This is a genomic window from Serratia sp. HRI, from assembly GCF_010119335.3.
GTDB lineage: Bacteria > Pseudomonadota > Gammaproteobacteria > Enterobacterales > Enterobacteriaceae > Serratia > Serratia nevei.
In genome coordinates this window covers 3446744-3463586 of the sequence record NZ_CP083690.1, presented here as the reverse complement: position 1 = coordinate 3463586, position 16843 = coordinate 3446744, and the positions used below count along the sequence as shown (strand labels likewise).

At 52.4% G+C, this 16843-nt stretch carries 13 protein-coding genes, 1 tRNA gene and 2 pseudogenes; 6 read left to right on the top strand and 10 right to left on the bottom strand.

Features of this window, described 5'->3' with window-relative positions:
* Window positions 1–29 precede the first annotated feature (29 nt).
* Window positions 30–1106: a membrane-bound lytic murein transglycosylase MltC gene (gene mltC, locus GF111_RS16585; protein ID WP_004937402.1), complete on the top strand. Its 1077-nt coding sequence runs from the start codon at window positions 30–32 to the stop codon at window positions 1104–1106.
* A gap of 50 nt (window positions 1107–1156) precedes the next feature.
* Here the strand turns inward: mltC and speF are convergent, their stop codons facing one another.
* Window positions 1157–3322: an ornithine decarboxylase SpeF gene (gene speF / locus GF111_RS16580; RefSeq protein ID WP_147190714.1), complete on the bottom strand. Its 2166-nt coding sequence runs from the start codon at window positions 3320–3322 to the stop codon at window positions 1157–1159.
* Window positions 3323–4026: 704 nt separating this feature from the next.
* Between speF and GF111_RS16575 the strand changes: the two genes are divergently transcribed.
* Both GF111_RS16575 and GF111_RS26715 read left to right on the top strand, forming a co-directional pair.
* Window positions 4027–4102, top strand: a tRNA-Phe gene (locus GF111_RS16575).
* 195 nt (window positions 4103–4297) lie between these two features.
* A pseudogene (locus tag GF111_RS26715) lies at window positions 4298–4969 on the top strand (tyrosine-type recombinase/integrase); the annotation flags it as partial.
* Here GF111_RS26715 and GF111_RS16565 read toward each other — a convergent pair.
* The 3 genes and pseudogenes from GF111_RS16565 to GF111_RS16555 form a co-directional block, all read right to left on the bottom strand.
* Window positions 4956–5246: pseudogene (locus tag GF111_RS16565) on the bottom strand (DDE-type integrase/transposase/recombinase); the annotation flags it as partial. The pseudogenes GF111_RS26715 and GF111_RS16565 sit on opposite strands and share 14 nt — an antisense overlap.
* A gap of 45 nt (window positions 5247–5291) precedes the next feature.
* Window positions 5292–7721 carry a DUF3772 domain-containing protein gene (locus tag GF111_RS16560; protein WP_147190177.1) on the bottom strand — a complete coding sequence of 810 codons (2430 nt, stop codon included), beginning with the start codon at window positions 7719–7721 and terminating at the stop codon, window positions 5292–5294.
* Between the two features lie 323 nt (window positions 7722–8044).
* Window positions 8045–8775, bottom strand: a protein-coding gene (locus tag GF111_RS16555; protein WP_147190179.1) for an IS1 family transposase whose coding sequence is annotated in 2 segments (ribosomal slippage) — window positions 8045–8517 and window positions 8517–8775 — 732 coding nt in all. Because the reading frame shifts where the segments join, the coding sequence is not laid out codon by codon here.
* 518 nt (window positions 8776–9293) lie between these two features.
* On the opposite strand from GF111_RS16555, the gene GF111_RS16550 reads away from it, so the two are divergent.
* The 3 genes from GF111_RS16550 to GF111_RS16540 all read left to right on the top strand — a co-directional run bounded on the left by GF111_RS16550 (window position 9294) and on the right by GF111_RS16540 (window position 12787).
* Window positions 9294–9521, top strand: a complete 228-nt coding sequence (locus GF111_RS16550; RefSeq protein WP_148940182.1) for an integrase core domain-containing protein — start codon at window positions 9294–9296, stop codon at window positions 9519–9521.
* A gap of 47 nt (window positions 9522–9568) precedes the next feature.
* Window positions 9569–11584, top strand: a complete 2016-nt coding sequence (locus tag GF111_RS16545; protein ID WP_147191923.1) for an LTA synthase family protein — start codon at window positions 9569–9571, stop codon at window positions 11582–11584.
* A 472-nt stretch (window positions 11585–12056) separates the two neighbouring features.
* A protein-coding gene (locus GF111_RS16540) for an IS1 family transposase (protein ID WP_370633469.1) occupies window positions 12057–12787 on the top strand; the annotation gives its coding sequence in 2 pieces (ribosomal slippage) (window positions 12057–12306 and window positions 12306–12787; 732 coding nt in all).
* Window positions 12788–13059: 272 nt separating this feature from the next.
* On the opposite strand, the gene GF111_RS16535 is transcribed toward GF111_RS16540, so the two are convergent.
* From GF111_RS16535 to GF111_RS16510, 6 genes are all read right to left on the bottom strand, one after another.
* Window positions 13060–13599, bottom strand: a complete 540-nt coding sequence (locus tag GF111_RS16535; RefSeq protein WP_148940497.1) for a LuxR C-terminal-related transcriptional regulator — start codon at window positions 13597–13599, stop codon at window positions 13060–13062.
* A 143-nt stretch (window positions 13600–13742) separates the two neighbouring features.
* Window positions 13743–14273: a fimbrial protein gene (locus GF111_RS16530; protein WP_147191552.1), complete on the bottom strand. Its 531-nt coding sequence runs from the start codon at window positions 14271–14273 to the stop codon at window positions 13743–13745.
* Between the two features lie 9 nt (window positions 14274–14282).
* Window positions 14283–14771 (bottom strand): fimbrial protein, encoded by a 489-nt coding sequence (locus tag GF111_RS16525; protein ID WP_162419984.1) that lies wholly within the window; start codon window positions 14769–14771, stop codon window positions 14283–14285.
* A 17-nt stretch (window positions 14772–14788) separates the two neighbouring features.
* Entirely contained in the window at window positions 14789–15289 is a 501-nt protein-coding gene (locus GF111_RS16520; protein ID WP_224217736.1) for a fimbrial protein, read from the bottom strand.
* A gap of 86 nt (window positions 15290–15375) precedes the next feature.
* Complete coding sequence (locus GF111_RS16515; protein ID WP_147191550.1) at window positions 15376–16032, bottom strand: fimbrial protein; 657 nt, start codon at window positions 16030–16032, stop codon at window positions 15376–15378.
* Between the two features lie 34 nt (window positions 16033–16066).
* Complete coding sequence (locus tag GF111_RS16510) at window positions 16067–16786, bottom strand: fimbria/pilus periplasmic chaperone (RefSeq protein WP_224217855.1); 720 nt, start codon at window positions 16784–16786, stop codon at window positions 16067–16069.
* Window positions 16787–16843 lie beyond the last annotated feature (57 nt).

The following is a 16843-nucleotide window of genomic DNA, read 5'->3' as shown; positions in this document are numbered from 1 at the left end:
CTCTTATACTTCTTCCAAACGGCTTTAAGATGAAGAAAATTTTAGCTTTGCTCGTAATAGCGCCTTTGCTGATCTCCTGTTCCGGCAAAAAAAGTGAAGAAATCAACGAAGCCTGGATTAAAGATACCAACGGCTTCGACATTCTGATGGGCCAATTCGCCCACAACATCGAGAACATCTGGGGTCTGAACGAAGTTCTGATCGCCGGGCCGAAAGACTACGTCAAATATACCGACCAGTACCAAACCCGCAGCCACATCAACTTCGACACCGGCGCCATTACCATCGAGACCATCGCCACCACCGATCCGGCCGCGCACCTGCGCCAGGCGATCATCAGCACGCTGCTGATGGGTGACGATCCGGGGTCCATCGATCTCTATTCCGACGCCAACGATATCCAGATCAGCAAAGAGCCATTCCTGTACGGTCAGGTGCTGGATAACAAGGGCGCGCCGATCCGCTGGGAATGGCGCGCGGCGCACTTCGCCGATTACCTGCTGCAGACCAAGCTGCAAAAACGCACCTCCGGCCTGCACGTGATCTACTCGGTCACCATCCAGCTGGTGCCGAACCACCTGGACAAACGTGCACACAAATACCTGCCGATGGTGCGCAAGGCGTCGGAAAAATACGGCGTGGACGAGTCGCTGATCCTGGCGATCATGCAGACCGAATCGAGCTTCAACCCGTATGCGGTGAGCGGTTCGGACGCGCTGGGCCTGATGCAGGTGGTGCAGCATACCGCCGGTAAGGATGTGTTCCAGATGCGCGGCAAATGGGGCACCCCGAGCCGCAGCTACCTGTTCGATCCGGAGAACAACATCGACACTGGCACCGCCTATCTGGCGATCCTGCAGAACAACTACCTGGGCGGCATTCAGAACCCGACCTCGCGCCGCTATGCGGTGATCACCGCCTACAACGGCGGCGCCGGTAGCGTGCTGCGGGTGTTCTCCAGCGACAGAACGCGCGCGGTGGGCATCATCAACGGCATGCAGCCGGGCGACGTGTATCAGACGCTGACCACCAAGCACCCGGCCGCCGAGTCGCGCCGCTATCTGGTGAAAGTGAATACCGCGCAGAAGAGCTACCGCAGAAAGTAACGCGTTCCGCGTGGATAAATGAGAAGGGCCGGTGCGAACCGGCCCTTTTTCTATGGCTTGATCATATAGCCGAAGATGCGCTTCCAGCCGTGATCTTTTTTCTCGATGTAGACCCCCTGCAGCTCCGGCGAAAAGCCCGGCAGGCGGTTGATGCCCTCTTCCAGCGCCAGGAAGTAGCGCTGCACCGCGCCGCCCCACACTTCGCCCGGTACCACGCACAGCACGCCCGGCGGGTACGGCAAGGCCCCTTCCGCCGCGATGCGCCCTTCCGCCTGGCCGATCGGCACCAGCTCGACGTTATCGCGGATAAACGCCACGTTGGCGTCCTGCGGGTTCATCACCGCCGGCGGGAAATGATCCTGGCGGAACATCTCCTTTTGCAGCTGTTTGACGTCGAAGCTGACGTACAGATCGTGCATCTCCTGGCACAGCCGGCGAATGCTGTAGCCGCGATAGCGCTGCTCGTTCTTGCGGTACACCGTCGGCAGCACCACGCTCAGCGGCGCGTCCTCTGCAACATAGCGCTCGAACTGCACCAGCATCTCTACCAGTTGCTCCATCTTGGCCGGGTTTTCCGCCGGGGTCAGCAGGAACAGGATCGAGTTGAGATCGCACTTCTCCGGCACGATGCCGTTCTCGCGCAGGAAGTTGGCCAGAATGGTGGCCGGCACGCCGAACTCGGTGTATTGGCCGGTCGCGGCGTCGATGCCCGGTGTGGTCAGCAGCAGCTTGCACGGATCCACCAAATACTGATCCTGGGCATAGCCTTCGAAGCCGTGCCACGTTTCCCCCGGCACGAAGGTGAAGAAGCGCGCGTCGTTGGCGATAAGGTCAGTATCGTGATCCTGCCAGTCTTTGCCCGCCACCTGCTGCGGAATAAACGGCTTCAGCTGTGAGCAGCGCTTGAGCAGCTGTTTGCGGGTCTCGATGCCCAGCTTGACGCAGTCCATCCACATGCGGCGCCCGGCGGGGCCGGCATGCATCTTGGCGTTGACGTCCAGCGCGGCGAACAGCGGATAGAACGGACTGGTCGAGGCATGCAGCATGAACGCGTTGTTCAGGTGCTTGTGGTTGCAGTGGCGCTTTTGCCCTTTGATATGGTCGTCTTTCTTGTGGATCTGCGAGGTCTGCGAGAACCCCGCCTGCTGTTTATGCACCGACTGGGTGACGAAAATGCCCGGATCGTGTTCGTCCAGCTCCAGCAGCAACGGCGAGCACTCTTTCAGCATCGGGATAAAGCCTTCATAGCCCACCCAGGCGGAGTCGAACAGGATGTAGTCGCACAGGTGACCGATAGTGTCGATCACCTGACGCGCGTTGTAAATCGTGCCGTCGTAGGTGCCGAGCTGAATGATCGCCAACCTGAACGGCCTTGCCGCCGCGGCCTTCTCCGGCGCCACTTCGCGGATCTGCTCGCGCAGGTAGCGTTCGTCGAAGCAGTGCGCATCGATGCCGCCGATAAAGCCGAACGGGTTGCGGGCGGTTTCCAGATAGACCGGCGTGGCGCCGGCCTGGATCAGCGCCCCGTGGTGGTTGGATTTGTGGTTGTTGCGATCGAACAGCACCAGATCGCCACGGGTCAGCAGCGCGTTGGTCACCACCTTGTTGGCCGCCGAGGTGCCGTTGAGCACAAAGTAGGTTTTATCGGCGTTGAACACCCGCGCCGCGTGCTTTTGCGCATCCTTGGCCGACCCTTCGTGGATCAGCAGATCGCCCAGCTTGACGTCGGCGTTGCACATATCGGAACGGAACAGGGTCTCACCGTAGAAATCGAAGAACTGCCGGCCGGCCGGGTGTTTGCGGAAGAACTCGCCGCCCTGATGCCCCGGGCAGGCGAAGGTCGAATTTTCCATCTCGACGTAGGTCTTCAGCGTTTTGAAGAACGGCGGCAGCAGCGCCTGCTCGTAGGCGTCGGCGGAGGCCTCCAGCTGTGCCATGTAGAACGGCTTGCTGGCGCCGGCCAGCAGCGCGAAAACCCCACTGACGAACGGCAGATAGTCCGGCGAGAGATGCTCGTCCCCTTCCACCGCCACGAAGGTCGGAATGTCGAACCCCGTCGCCTGCAAGCGCGCCAGAATGCCGGCGTTAACGTCGGCGACCGACACCACCACCGCCGCCACGTCGGTGTAGTCCGTCTGCTCTACGCGCACGATTTGGCGCAGCGTCTCAATGGTGGCGACCAGGCTGGCGCTGGTCGCGATTTTCAATTCTTTCATCATGCGGACTCTCAAACGGTGAAGGATGAGGGTGTGCCACCGGCACGGTAATGAGATAACGCGGTTATCCCGGTAAAGCGATACCCGGGCACGGCAGCATAAGCGGCGTGCGTGACCGGCTCATGATCGGGGATCATCAGGCGGCTATCGGGGGAACTGGTCTTGGCAGCGTCCGACAGGCATCAGTAAAATCAGGGCCGCAGCGCTGGCTTTACACATGCCTAACAGCGAGCATCAGGTGGCCTTACCGCATGGCCGGCAGGCGTATTCGGGCGGATGACGTGCAAAGGAGACAACGGCGGAACGGTGGCGGCGTCAGATGTCTGGTGCGCAGCAGCGCTTGAGCAACAAAACCAGTCATGCCAATAACCCTCTGGCTTATAAGAAGCGGGAACACCGTCAGGGAACGGAGAGTGCTAAAATTTGCGCAATGATTGCATGATTCGTTGCGGGGTTCAAGCAAGAATCGCTCTGGTTTAACGCGCATTGATTTTACAATAACGCATTGTTATTTAATTAAAAAATAATAAAAAACCATCTTGACGACGGTATAAATACACGTTTTATATGCATATTTATTGAGTTGAAATACCCCCCCATCCCCCACTCAGCCGGGTTCGCTGCCTGAAAATAGAGCAACCGATCGGCTTTGTGACAGAAAGCGATTGACGCCACCCAGCCAATACGGTTTAATGCGCCCCGTTGCCCGGATAGCTCAGTCGGTAGAGCAGGGGATTGAAAATCCCCGTGTCCTTGGTTCGATTCCGAGTCCGGGCACCAAATTCATATCAACGGACCTCCACGGAGGTCCGTTTTTGCATTCTAAGCCCACCAAAATCAACGTTTCCCACCTTCCCTATTTCCACCGAACTCTACGTAATTCTACCCGCATCAAGCCCCTTGCGAGGGTATAACTGAGGGTATAGTCTGATTCGATAAAATTTATACCCCTTTTACCATCAGGAGACCCCGCCAATGGCGCTCACTGACGCTAAAATCCGTGCAGCAAAACCGGATGAAAAACCTTATAAACTTGCCGACAGCGGCAACATGTTTTTGCTCGTTCACCCGAACGGCTCGCGCTACTGGCGGCTCCGCTACCGATTTCTGGGAAAAGAGAAAACGCTCGCTCTGGGTGTCTATCCTGAAGTCTCGTTATCAGAAGCAAGGGAAAAACGCGATACGGCGAGGAAACAGATAGCTGAGGGAACCGATCCGTGCGAACAGAAACGAATCAAAAAGTCTGTGCCCGAAGCAGCACAGACATTTGAAAGCATCGCAAGACAGTGGCATAAGAGCAACAAAAAATGGTCAGCCTCACATAGTGAGAAAATACTGAAAAGTCTCGAGACGCATGTTTTCCCCTTCATCGGCTCACGCGATATTACCACCCTCAGGACTCCAGATTTACTTATCCCCGTTAAAGCAGCCGAAGCTAAAGAGATCTATGAGATTGCAGCCCGCCTTCAGCAACGTATCACTGCAGTCATGCGCTATGCTGCCCAGTCAGGCATTATCAGCTACAACCCTGCCGTTGATATGGCAGGTGCTTTAACGACAGTGAAACGCCGGCATCGCCCTGCCCTCGCCTTGAATCGCATTTCTGAACTACTTGAACGACTAGATAGCTACAGAGGACATGGTATAGATATTTCCACTGCCCTCTGACTTTGATGTAGGTTTCGTCCATGCGCCAGCGGCACCCCACGGCACGTTTATGTCGGCGAAATGCCTTATCCAGTAACGGCACCAGACGGATGACCCAACGATGGAGCATGGAATGGCCAACAACAATACCGCGCTCCGCCATCATTTCTTCCAGATTACGCAGGCTCAAGGCATAGGCCAGATACCAGCGAACACACTGGGCGATAATATCGACGGGATAATGCAGCCGCCGGAAGGCTTTTCGGATCAAGGGCATGGTCAGGTTACATCATAAAAAAACAGCATGTTACCCGACACAACCCTAGGAGGAGTGCTCCTCTTCGTTGGCCTGGTATCGTGTCGCCTGCTGCTTCATAAACACCACTTCCTGTGGGCTGGACAGGCTCACTTCCTGCGCGCGCAGCAGCTTGAGGATATTGAACAGCAGTTCGCTCTTGGTGGCGCCGACCATGCGCGGGCTCGTCACGTAGCCGGTCACGCTCAGGATGATGCCGTCCGGCCCCAGCTGGCTGAAGCGCACGTAAGGCGCCGGCGTTTCCAGAATAGTTTCGTACTCGTTATAGGCGCTGAGCAAGATATTGCGCACCTGCTCCGGATCGATGGAGGTCGGGAACGTCAGCGCAATGGTCACCACCCCTTGCGCGTTGCCCATGGTGGCGTTGCGCACGTTCTGCGAGATCAGCTGCGAGTTCGGTACGATCATGGTGGAACGGTCGCTGAGCTGGATTTCGGTGGCGCGCACGTTGATGCGCCGCACGTCGCCTTCCACGCCGCCGATGCCGATCATATCCCCCACCTTCACCGGGCGTTCGGTCAGCAGGATCAGGCCGGAAATAAAGTTCTTCACGATCTCCTGCAAACCGAAACCGATACCGACCGACAGGGCGCTGACGATCCACGCCAGGTTGCTCCACTGGATGCCCAGCGCCGCCAGGGTGATCAGAATCACCAGCACATAGCCGATATTGCTGAACAGCGTCACCAGCGAGGCGCGAATGCCGACGTCCGAGATGGTTTTCGGCAACAGTTCAGAACCCAGCCAGCGCCGCACTGCGCGCAAAATATAGATGCCGATCGCCAGGCAGATCATGGCGTTAAGCAGGTTGCCGGGCACGATGTTGAAACGCTGCAGCCCTTCACCGGTCAGGATGGAGACGATTTTCTCCATCAGCGAGCCCGGCGTGGTGCTGCCGAACGAGCCGTTGAACAACGCGACAATCATCAACAGCAACAGCGAACATTTGGCCAATGCAATAGTGATGGTCGACATCTGTTCCAAATGGCGATCCTTGAAGCTGAGCGTTTTCTTCAGCATCTTGCCGCTGACGGTCTGCGGCGAAAACAGCGCGGCGCACAAATCGGTGGTGAACAGCACCATAAAGTAGAACGTCATCAGCACTAGCACTCCCCAGATCAGCTGGTAGGTCAGGAAGCGGGCGAAGGCGATGTAGCCGATGAGCAGAGAAAACAGGATCACCACCGAACAGACCAGGATGACGAGGTGCACCAGCCCACCGACCAGCGTGCGTTTTTCCAGGGGCGCGCCCTGCTGTTCCAGACGGCGACGAATGCGCTGGCCGCGCAGCGGCGCAGCCAGCAACACCATCCCGATCAGCCCCGCCACCAGGCCGTTGTCGAAGATGGTGGTGGCTAATGAGACACTGACGACGTTGTTAATCAGTTCCACGGTGCCGAATACCAGCGCCAGGCCGGCCAGCAGCGGCGAGAAGTAACGCAGCCCGGCAGCCACCTCGTTATCCATGGAAATCAAGCGCCACGACGGGCGACTCAACGACAGCGTCGCACGCCCCAGCCCGGAGATCAGCGCGCAGAAAACCCCCAGAAAGTTGAAACCTTCCGCGAAATCCTCCAGCATCACCGGCAGCGGCTGCACGCGCACAAAGACGTAATACAGCAGGTTCAGCGCGATGGAGGTGGTCACCACCGTCACCGCCACGGTGGCGATCGCCATGAAGCTGCGGCGCAAGCGCCCGTCCGGCAGGAAACGGATACTGACCCAGGCGAGAAAACGCTCGGAAAAATAGCGCCCCCAGGTCCAGATGATCACCGCCAGCGCCAGCAGCGCCAGCGTGCCGTACCGCCATTCGTCCTGCCAACTGGCGTCCCAGGCCGCTTTCATCTCTGCCTTGAACTGGTCCAGCCGTTGCACATCATCCGCGGATGGCTGCACCACCGGCGTCCAGAATTTGACGCCCAAAATGCTGCCAGTATTCAGCGTCAGCTGGGTTTTAAACGCCACCTGGCGCAGATCGCCGATCTGCTGCCCCAGATCGACGGCGCTGTTCTTGATGGCCCGCGCGTGTTTCACCGCGTCATCCAGCTGCTTTTTACTGCTGTTCAGCGTGTTGCGCTGCTGGGCCACCGCCGGGGTTTCCGGCAGTGCGTCGGCCACCGGGGGCGGTCCCAGCACGTCCAGCTGCGCTTTCAGTTTGTCCTGCTCGGGCTGCAGATCGGTGGCAAGTTTTTCCATGCTGGCGACCAGATCGTCGGTCGCCAGCCGCAATTTGCTGAGCTGGGTATCGGTGGTCGCTTTGGAAACCAGCTGCTTCATGTTGTCCAACTGCTTTTGCGCGGCTTTCAGCTGCGTGGCGGGATCGGGCGCGCTTTCGGCGGCGGGATCATCCTGGATGGCGGCGACGGCGCCGGGCGGTGTCAGCTGCAAACCCAGCAGCAATAACAATAACAGCAGGAACGGACGAGATTTTAACATAATCAGTACTCCGCATCATTATCTGATAGGTAAACGAACAGGCGGCGGATGAACAGTCGCTTAACCATAAACGCTAATTATAATAGCTGCTTAATGTCGACCGAAATACCGTAATTATGGTTGTGTCGCGTTAACGGCGGCAAGTTAGCAAAAGGGGGCTCTACGCCGGAACCCCAGAAAATTCCGTCACCCAACTTCAGCTCGGCTAGGAGTGTGTCTAACTCGTCATTTTGCCGCCGTTCTGGAAGGTGTAGTGCATGTTGAATAAGCCTAGTGGGGGCGAAGCTGCTGTCTCGAATCCGTGCATACCCAACACAACTTCTCTAGGAATGCCAAGCGAAGACAGCTGGATATACGCCATCGACATCGCTACTACATCGATACCAGCCGATGACCTTATCGTGCATTTCTTCTGATTTTGAGAAACAGATGGTCTTACAGATCAGTCGCTTAAGATGGGTCCGTAAATTCAGATTATGCCGTTCTATCCGCTGGGTATATTTCTTGCTGATAACATGGCTGGTTGCGGCCAGCAGCGTCTGATAGACCGGCCAGGCATCAGTCATGTAGAAGGCAATGTTAAACCGACCCAGTAAAGCCAGAAGACGCTGCAATGTCAGGGCGTTACGTGGGTCAAACACATGGGCGAGAACACGTTTGCGGATGCGATCATAAGCATAAAACAGCCATCGTGGATTGCCTTTGCTGCGCACATATGACCATTGTTCATCAGCTTCGCAACAGATGACGACTGTTGCTCCGGACTCAGCGTTCTGCGCTACCTGTTGTGGCGAGAGTTTTTTAGATGGCAGAGAACCGTGTTGAGGCTTATTCCCAGAACCCGCGCGGTATCCCGGCATCCCGAGCCATTCATCGCCATATCAACAATGGTCTGATGAGTGCCTGGTTTGGCACCGTTGTAGCAATAACTGAGCTGGAAGGTCTTCAGACAGAGCTTGCAGCGATAGAGTTGTGCGCCTGAACCGGAGTGGCCGTTGCGGATAACGCCATGAGTTTCAGTGCGGCGGGGACAAACAACATCAATCTTTGCCATCAGTCATCCAAAAAGCAAAGAATACAACAACACTAACTTTGCGTCACGACCACCTGGATTTGCCTATAATTCCAGACTCATCGACTCTCTTATTTGGGTCTGTCGGCGTTGCAGATATTTCTGCGGTGAACACGCGATGATATCATATTCATCTTCCGAAAGAAGAATTCTAATGGTTTTCATTTAATCTCCATGTCAAGCATGAATGCTGCCTTCTACACAGAATCCACATGCCTTCTACGCAGAATCCACATATCTTCTACACAGAATCCACATGCCTTCTCCATGCAATCTTTTTATAAGCATTTTATACTAAACTCTAGTATCCAATCTTCTGAATAATTAGACATGATCATTCAGAAAACTCGGATTTTGAACTCTGTAAGCCAAAAGGGGCATTCATGTATGAATGTTAATGGAATGTATATGATAATGGCGATAGTTCAACTGCATTGTGCTTGAAAGGGGATTATGACGTAGGCGAGTCACTAAACCTGACGAATCAATTTAAGGCAGGAATGTCTGTACGAGAACTGGTGAAGGATGCGCGATGCAAAATCGAGGCCTGGCGCATACACTATAATCGGAGTCGTCCCTATTCTGCACTGGGCTGGATGACACCCTCCGAATTTACCGAAAAATCTGTCGTTACCAGAATATACAGTCAGATTAGATTTTTGTTAATTAAGGTTTTATCAATATGTCCCAACCCGAGTTGCGGAAGAGTTGACATCGTAACTCTTTAAAAAATTCAATATGCAATATCTTTGCTAACTCTTGACAAGAGGGTATTATGTGGTTTTATCGTTTCAGACAAGCATTCATCGCGTTGTTATTACCCTGGCTATTAGCTGTTCTTACCCAGTCTGCGGGGAGGGTTTATCTGCTATCCACCTATGGGACATCAGATATACTGGTTGATTTTTCTCAGGATGTTAGTCGGATGTTCTGGGTTGGCGGTCTATTCGATATTCGTATCGCCAGTTTACTATTTGTTCCTTGTCTGTTAATCGCGGGGATGCTTGCAACGAACACCCGCGGGTTTCGTATCTGGCAACGTTCCTGGCCTTGGCTTGCGATTGTATTGAGTTTGATCGTCACAGTATTTACAGTGGGGAATATTTTCTATTATGCTACCTATGAGCGCTTTATTGACATCTTCATTTTCGGCCTGGTGGAAGATGATACTGCTGCTGTGCTTACCACCGTATGGCAAGACTATCCGGTCAGTCGTGCTTTATTCTTCCTTACATTGCTCGCTATTATTTATTTCAAATTTTATCGTCATTGGCAACGCGTCATAAATACTAAGCCAGAGTGCGAGATTAATCTGTCAACATCTATTATTGGTACGTTAATAGTTCTACTTATTTGTTTCTTGGGCATGCGTGGTTCTTTAGGCACTTTTCCTTTACGTCAGAGTGATGCTCAAGTTTCAGAAATAAAATTTTTGAATATGTTTACACCTAATGGTTTGATAGCTCTTAACTGGGCTTTTAACGCCCATGATAAAAACAGTTATTTTTCTGAGGCAACGGATGAAAAAGGTGCCGAACTATTGGACCGTTTCCTGGAACAACCTACGCAACCCAGCCTACAGCCGTTTATGGTGAAAACCGATGTAAACCAGGCGGCGAAAAAAAATCCCCCAAATGTGGTGCTGGCAGTAATGGAAAGCATGGGGTATCATCTTGCAAGCTTTGACCGTCGCGGTCGCGATTTGCTTGGTACTTTACAGCAACACTGGTTGGCTGATTGGCGTTTTGACCGTTTTATTTCTGAAGGTGATGGTACGATAGATACTTTGAGCCGATTTTTCGTTCGTAGCCCCATGAGTAGTATCGGGCAGTCTAGTGCGCAGACTGTCGATTTTGCTAGCAATATGTTTAAACCCTTCCTGGCTAACGGTTATAAAATTATATTTGTCACCTCTGGCAATGGTGCATGGCAAAATCTCAATCAATTTCTTCCTCGTTTAGGCGTCAGTGAATTCATAGAGCAAAACGGTTTGAAAAAACGCTACCCTGATGCACACATAGGAACTTGGGGTGTTCCTGATGAATATATGTTCCGTTACATGAAAGAACGTCTGGAAGAAGCAGAAAAAAAAGGCGAACATGTCTTTATAATGTCTATGTCCACCACACATCACCCTCCTTACAAAGCCCCTAGCAACTACAGTGGCAATAATATTGACTTGACAGGCGAGGAAAAGAAACGACTAAGAAACCTGGCAAAAGATGAAGAGCTAAATGAAGTTATGAATACATTGCGCTATGCTAATGATCAATTAGGTCGTTTTATTAGTTGGGTAAAATCTAAGCCAGTAGGATTACATACCATTATTGCTGCCACTGGCGATCATAACATACGGGGCATTGGCTATCCTGACCCTCATGAACTGGTTCTGGGGCATGCTGTCCCATTTTATATTTACGTTCCTCAGAATTATCGTCAGAACAGTTACTTTGATACTAATCGTGTTGGAAGCCACAAAGATATCCTGCCAACACTCTATCAACTCAGCCTGTCAGATACGGAGTATTATCGTACGGGGTGTAATTTACTGGCAAAGTCTTTGGATAATACTTGGTGTCAGGGTTACAACCCTGAGGTTTCTATCACACCCGAAGGTGCCTGTATTTTTACTGGAAAAACCGAATTTCGCCCTTGGGCGAATAAGAATGGTTTGCTTCTTGGCGAACCAGGTCTCATAAATTCAAAGCAGGAAGGGCTGTGCCATCGGTGGAGAGTTTTTACAGACCTTCTGTGGTGGCAGTTAAATCGCCAGGTTCATGGGCAGAAATAAAAATGGCAGATATTTAATAATGAAAGAGAAAAATTATATTTACTGCAAGACTTCATTTGGTTCGGGACTCGGATTTTGAGCCTCTATTCCTTATGTTGTTCGCACTAAACTTAGTTTAGTGCGAAAGGACTGGATGTTAGTTGGGGTCTTTTTCTATTTCTGATGACGGATATGTATACCAGAACTAACTAATGCAGGTGAGTAACGATGTAATTATATCGAATAATTAATTACTCTGCTTTTCAGAAAAATAAGCGAACTTAAGCCTTTGGAAAAACTCTACGCTGGATAACTGGCGAGCGCCGAAGAGAGTGGAATAGATAATATCGTCATTAGGCCGTCATGTATCCAGGAAAACTCCGGAGGAGAATCAGGCCAATCGTAGAAAATTATGAAGTAAGTGCTATAGATGGCAAAAATGGGTCGTGACGCAAAGTTAGTGTTGTTGTATTCTTTGCTTTTTGGATGACTGATGGCAAAGATTGATGTTGTTTGTCCCCGCCGCACTGAAACTCATGGCGTTATCCGCAACGGCCACTCCGGTTCAGGCGCACAACTCTATCGCTGCAAGCTCTGTCTGAAGACCTTCCAGCTCAGTTATTGCTACAACGGTGCCAAACCAGGCACTCATCAGACCATTGTTGATATGGCGATGAATGGCTCGGGATGCCGGGATACCGCGCGGGTTCTGGGAATAAGCCTCAACACGGTTCTCTGCCATCTAAAAAACTCTCGCCACAACAGGTAGCGCAGAACGCTGAGTCCGGAGCAACAGTCGTCATCTGTTGCGAAGCTGATGAACAATGGTCATATGTGCGCAGCAAAGGCAATCCACGATGGCTGTTTTATGCTTATGATCGCATCCGCAAACGTGTTCTCGCCCATGTGTTTGACCCACGTAACGCCCTGACATTGCAGCGTCTTCTGGCTTTACTGGGTCGGTTTAACATTGCCTTCTACATGACTGATGCCTGGCCGGTCTATCAGACGCTGCTGGCCGCAACCAGCCATGTTATCAGCAAGAAATATACCCAGCGGATAGAACGGCATAATCTGAATTTACGGACCATCAATGGCAGAAAGGTTGTTGTGCAGCATACCAACTTGGGGCCGTATCAGGCGGAAAACACCCTGGTTAGCCTATTCGGTTGGTTAATCAGCAAGTGGCCGCCAACAAGGGAATGCCTTTGCAGGTGTGAATGAGCAATACCCCGGCACTTATTACCGTTGCCCAAGATGAATAAGCCGGCTGCACCGTTTATTAAAATTTTCCGCGCTGTCTCCTACCATGAAATCTTATGACGACTAAAAATCAACCGTCTTTTCCTGACTAATTTAAAATGCTTATAAAAAGACAGCAGGCTAAATAGAAATAGTATTACTGCAGAAAGCAAAAAAAACACTTAAGTTCCTTTTATCAAAAAAGAAGAATTTAAAACCAATAGAATAGCAAGCCATCACTTTTCAAAAAAAGATTAGTCATCTTGCGATATTAACCAATACATAAATTCTCGATGGCGATTCAGCATCAGTTTTTTCATAACCGACCGTTTATGGCTATGTACCGTTTTTACATTTATCCCTAGGAATTTGGCTGTTTTTGATTGATCAAAGCCTTTTTTTAGATAATCGATTACCTGTTTTTCCCTGCTCGTCAGTACATAACCGAGAAGCTGTCTTTCAGCAGGAGTTTTAGCCAAGCTCTTCGCCAACAACTCAAACAATCTGCTCCGGTTATCGGTTCGATAAAGGACATTCTCACTCTCATTAACGCGCCCTATTCTTTTTTCTTTAATAGTCATGATAGCCGACACGGCTTCACAAGGATTCATTTTACGCCATCGCTGTGCGCGCCACATCGATACGGCAATCACCATGTCAGCCTGTAGGTCATCATCAGGCGACAAAAAACTTACCGTCTTATGATTTTTTTCCGCATATTCCGCAATGCTGAAACGTAGTCCCGTCACAAAATAAGCATTGTCATCATCAATAACGATATTGATTCGCTCCATTATTCACCTCTTAAAAAATGTGGATAGACTGGCGGCAAACGAGTTTGTTGGCTCAGGCAAAGGGAAATCATAAGAAACGAATTACACCCTAAAATAACCGCGATGGCAGAATAAAACTCTTTAACCAAACCTTCCGTGCCTATCTATTCATATTCCAGGTTAAAGGTGACAACAGAGCTAAAATCCCCACGAACAATGGTTCTGTGTTGGAGAGCAAGCGGTTCACCTCGAATATAGGCCTGAAGACGGATCTGATTATTACCGCTTACCAGTGAGATCTTTTCTCCCCGCTGATTCAGCGGTAGAGCTTTTCCCTCCATGCTTTTCAGACCGATGGCAACGCCTCTGGCCTGGCTGCCGGCGCCCAATGCCAAATAGCCGGGCAAGCTGCCGTTTTCACTACCGACAAATGTTAGCGTCAGAGATTGCCCCAGGCTTAGATCGCACTCCGCCAGTTGAATGGCCAATGGAACGGGTAACGTACGTTGATAGCTATAAAGATATTTATCTATCACGGTGCCAAAATCGAGCGGGATAACTTCACTGCCCGGTGGGATCACGCAGGGCTCCGCCACCAGCTCGCCATGGAAATACAGGTTATCCTCTGCCCGGACGTGTGGCGTTAACGCAATCAATAACACCATCACCGCAGAAAAAAAAGAAAAGTCTTTCATATCAAACCCCTAGGAAAACTCGGCCAGTAATGTCGCGGTCACAAAAAAAGTGCCTTCCGTCAACGTGGCCCCCGGTCTGCTAACCGGCACCGCCTCCAACCGCGGCGGGCTACTGGGATCGATGGAAATAGAGCTGTAGATCATAAAAGGCTCGTCATTTTGATAAACGCGGATCCCCAGATCCGCTTTATTACTCTGCAGCGCGGCCCCATCAAAAGCGGTACCGTTCCCCTTCAACGTTAACCTAAGCTCCCAAGGCCGTGCCCCCGGTTCGCAATCAAGGTGGTAATCGATCGCTTGGCGGTAGTTCACGCCATCCACTTTTTTGATCCCCACGCGGGAGCCAAAATCGACATCTATTTTCGCTCCGGCGTTAATCACGCACGGAGGTGGGGCGATCAAACCGCCACGAAATTGCATCGCAACCTCTTCGGCAACCAGAGAACCCTGGCTCCATAGAAGCAGACACACAACAGGAAGGAAAAAGTAAGGCTTCATAAATTCACTCCCAGTGGTTATTGATAATCGACTCTCAGAGTTGCGGATGCGGTAAACTCCCCCGTCTCCAGATTGACACCTGCCCGTTTTACCGGCACGGCATCCAGCGTTATCGGATTGGGATAGGTGAAATTGAGCCAAGAATTCAGCGGCAGCTGATTCCCGCTTTGCTTCTGTAAGATGAGGATGCCTAAACCGTCGCGATTAGTGCCGAGCAACCCTTGACCAAAATTGGCCGTGCCGCCTCGTACCTGCATGCGCATGGCGCTTTTATAGGGGTTGGTGCAGGTAAACGAAAAATCTATCGGTACGCGGTAACGGTAACCATCGATGCGTGTCGTCATCAGCTCATCACCGAAGTTCACCTCAATTGGCCGCCCGCCGTTGATGGTGCAAGGCAACGGTTGCACCACCGTCACGCTGACTTTCACCGTCGCGGCTTGCGTGAAAGCCATACCACCACAGCCGCACAACAGCAACGCCGCCATGGCCTGTCGAATTTTGGTTCCCTTTTTCACCCCGTTACTCCTTAGCCATCTTGTTTTCCTTTCTCATGACGACGCGCTTCGGCCAGCGCCAGCTGTTCGCGGCGCAGACGGCCCCCTCAGTCATAGCTCAAATGAAAATCCACCACGGCGTGATAACTGCCGGGCACCAGAGGCTGTGCCGTACGCTCGGCCATTACCCTGTAAGCCAACACATTGCTCCCTGGAGTCAGCCACAGCGGTTCACCGCGGCTGCCTAGGCGCACATTGCGGCCGTGCTCATCCAACATGCGCAACCCGATGCCACCCACCCCCTGCGCTTTTACCAGCTGCGGGTTATCCCGATCGGCCCGCGAGCTGAAACTCACTCTGACCGCCGGTTGATCCGGTGCCCAGCTTAAAATTCCCGTACGCTCATCCCGACTGGCCGTCCTGCTGCGTAAACAGTCACGAAGACGTAATTCAAACGCCACCGGTACACCACGTGCGCCCACCTGTTCAAGCCTTCCGGTCGCTACCTCCCCCAACCACACATCCTGCCGGGCTGAAGCCATTTCCAATCGGCAGGCACTCTCGGCCAGTGCACCGCTGATATGCAGTACGCCATTGGAACCTTCCACTTGCCAATTGTCCGCTGCCTGCGAGGCCGGCATCAGCCATAGCATCATCGCTACGCTGAGTGGCACCATCAATGCCAGGCCCGCTAGCGCGAGCCCATATCGCCATCCATTTACCCTATAGCGCCAGATTTCAGGTATTACATGCCTACGAGCCATATGTTTTCTCCTTCCACTACGGCCACCGGTTATCTCACGAGTTATTTTTCTCCGGTACGACGTTGCACCTGCCGGTATGGCAATTGAACGTCAGTTGCGGCCGCCCGCCGTAGTCGTTGATATAGGTCAACACAGGGCTGCCCCCCAGGCTGGTAGCACTTGCTGTCAGCGGCACCTGCCCCTTTGGCGGCACCATAAACGGTTCAAAGTTCTGCGCGCCCGCTACGCCTTTACGACCGGCCGCATCGATAATGGTGACGTAATACGGTGTCGGGTTATTGACGATGTATTTATCGCCTTGCCTGGTCAGCGTTAATTGCTCCTGCCATGGCGCAGCGTTGCGCTCCGGCGCTATCGCCGCGGGGCGATAGAACAGCTTGATGCGCGTCTGCAGTGCGATCTGCAGCGAGTTCGGTTTATTGCTCTTTGGCGGGATCTCACGCAGATTGAAGTAGTACAGCGTCTCCCTGTCCTGAGGCAGCTGTTTGGCCGCCGGCAACGCCTGGATTTTCACCTGACTTGGCTTGCCCGGTTCGATACGCTGCACCGGCGGCAACACGGTCAACGGGCTTTGAATCTTGTTGCCTTGCTCATCTTCCAGCCAGCCCTGCGCCAGATAAGGTAGCTGTTTATTCTGATTGCTGACGCTCAGGCTCACTGATTGCTGGCCGCCGTCGAAAATAACCCGGGTGCGATCCAAAGCGATGGCCGCCTGTGACGGCATCGACAAAAAGACACCGCCAACTAATGCCATTGCCGATACGGCTCGCGTAACATTATATTGCATAAACGTATTCATAAATAACCTTCC

Excerpts from the sequence above, each read along its gene's own strand:
- GF111_RS16530 (WP_147191552.1), bottom strand. The coding sequence starts at position 14,273 with ATGAAAGACTTTTCTTTTTTTTCTGCGGTGATGGTGTTATTGATTGCG.
- GF111_RS16545 (WP_147191923.1), top strand. The coding sequence starts at position 9,569 with ATGTGGTTTTATCGTTTCAGACAAGCATTCATCGCGTTGTTATTACCC.
- mltC (WP_004937402.1), top strand. The coding sequence starts at position 30 with ATGAAGAAAATTTTAGCTTTGCTCGTAATAGCGCCTTTGCTGATCTCC.
- GF111_RS16525 (WP_162419984.1), bottom strand. The coding sequence starts at position 14,771 with ATGAAGCCTTACTTTTTCCTTCCTGTTGTGTGTCTGCTTCTATGGAGC.
- GF111_RS16515 (WP_147191550.1), bottom strand. The coding sequence starts at position 16,032 with ATGGCTCGTAGGCATGTAATACCTGAAATCTGGCGCTATAGGGTAAAT.
- speF (WP_147190714.1), bottom strand. The coding sequence starts at position 3,322 with ATGAAAGAATTGAAAATCGCGACCAGCGCCAGCCTGGTCGCCACCATT.
- GF111_RS16510 (WP_224217855.1), bottom strand. The coding sequence starts at position 16,786 with ATGGCATTAGTTGGCGGTGTCTTTTTGTCGATGCCGTCACAGGCGGCC.
- GF111_RS16550 (WP_148940182.1), top strand. The coding sequence starts at position 9,294 with ATGTCTGTACGAGAACTGGTGAAGGATGCGCGATGCAAAATCGAGGCC.
- GF111_RS16560 (WP_147190177.1), bottom strand. The coding sequence starts at position 7,721 with ATGTTAAAATCTCGTCCGTTCCTGCTGTTATTGTTATTGCTGCTGGGT.
- GF111_RS16535 (WP_148940497.1), bottom strand. The coding sequence starts at position 13,599 with ATGGAGCGAATCAATATCGTTATTGATGATGACAATGCTTATTTTGTG.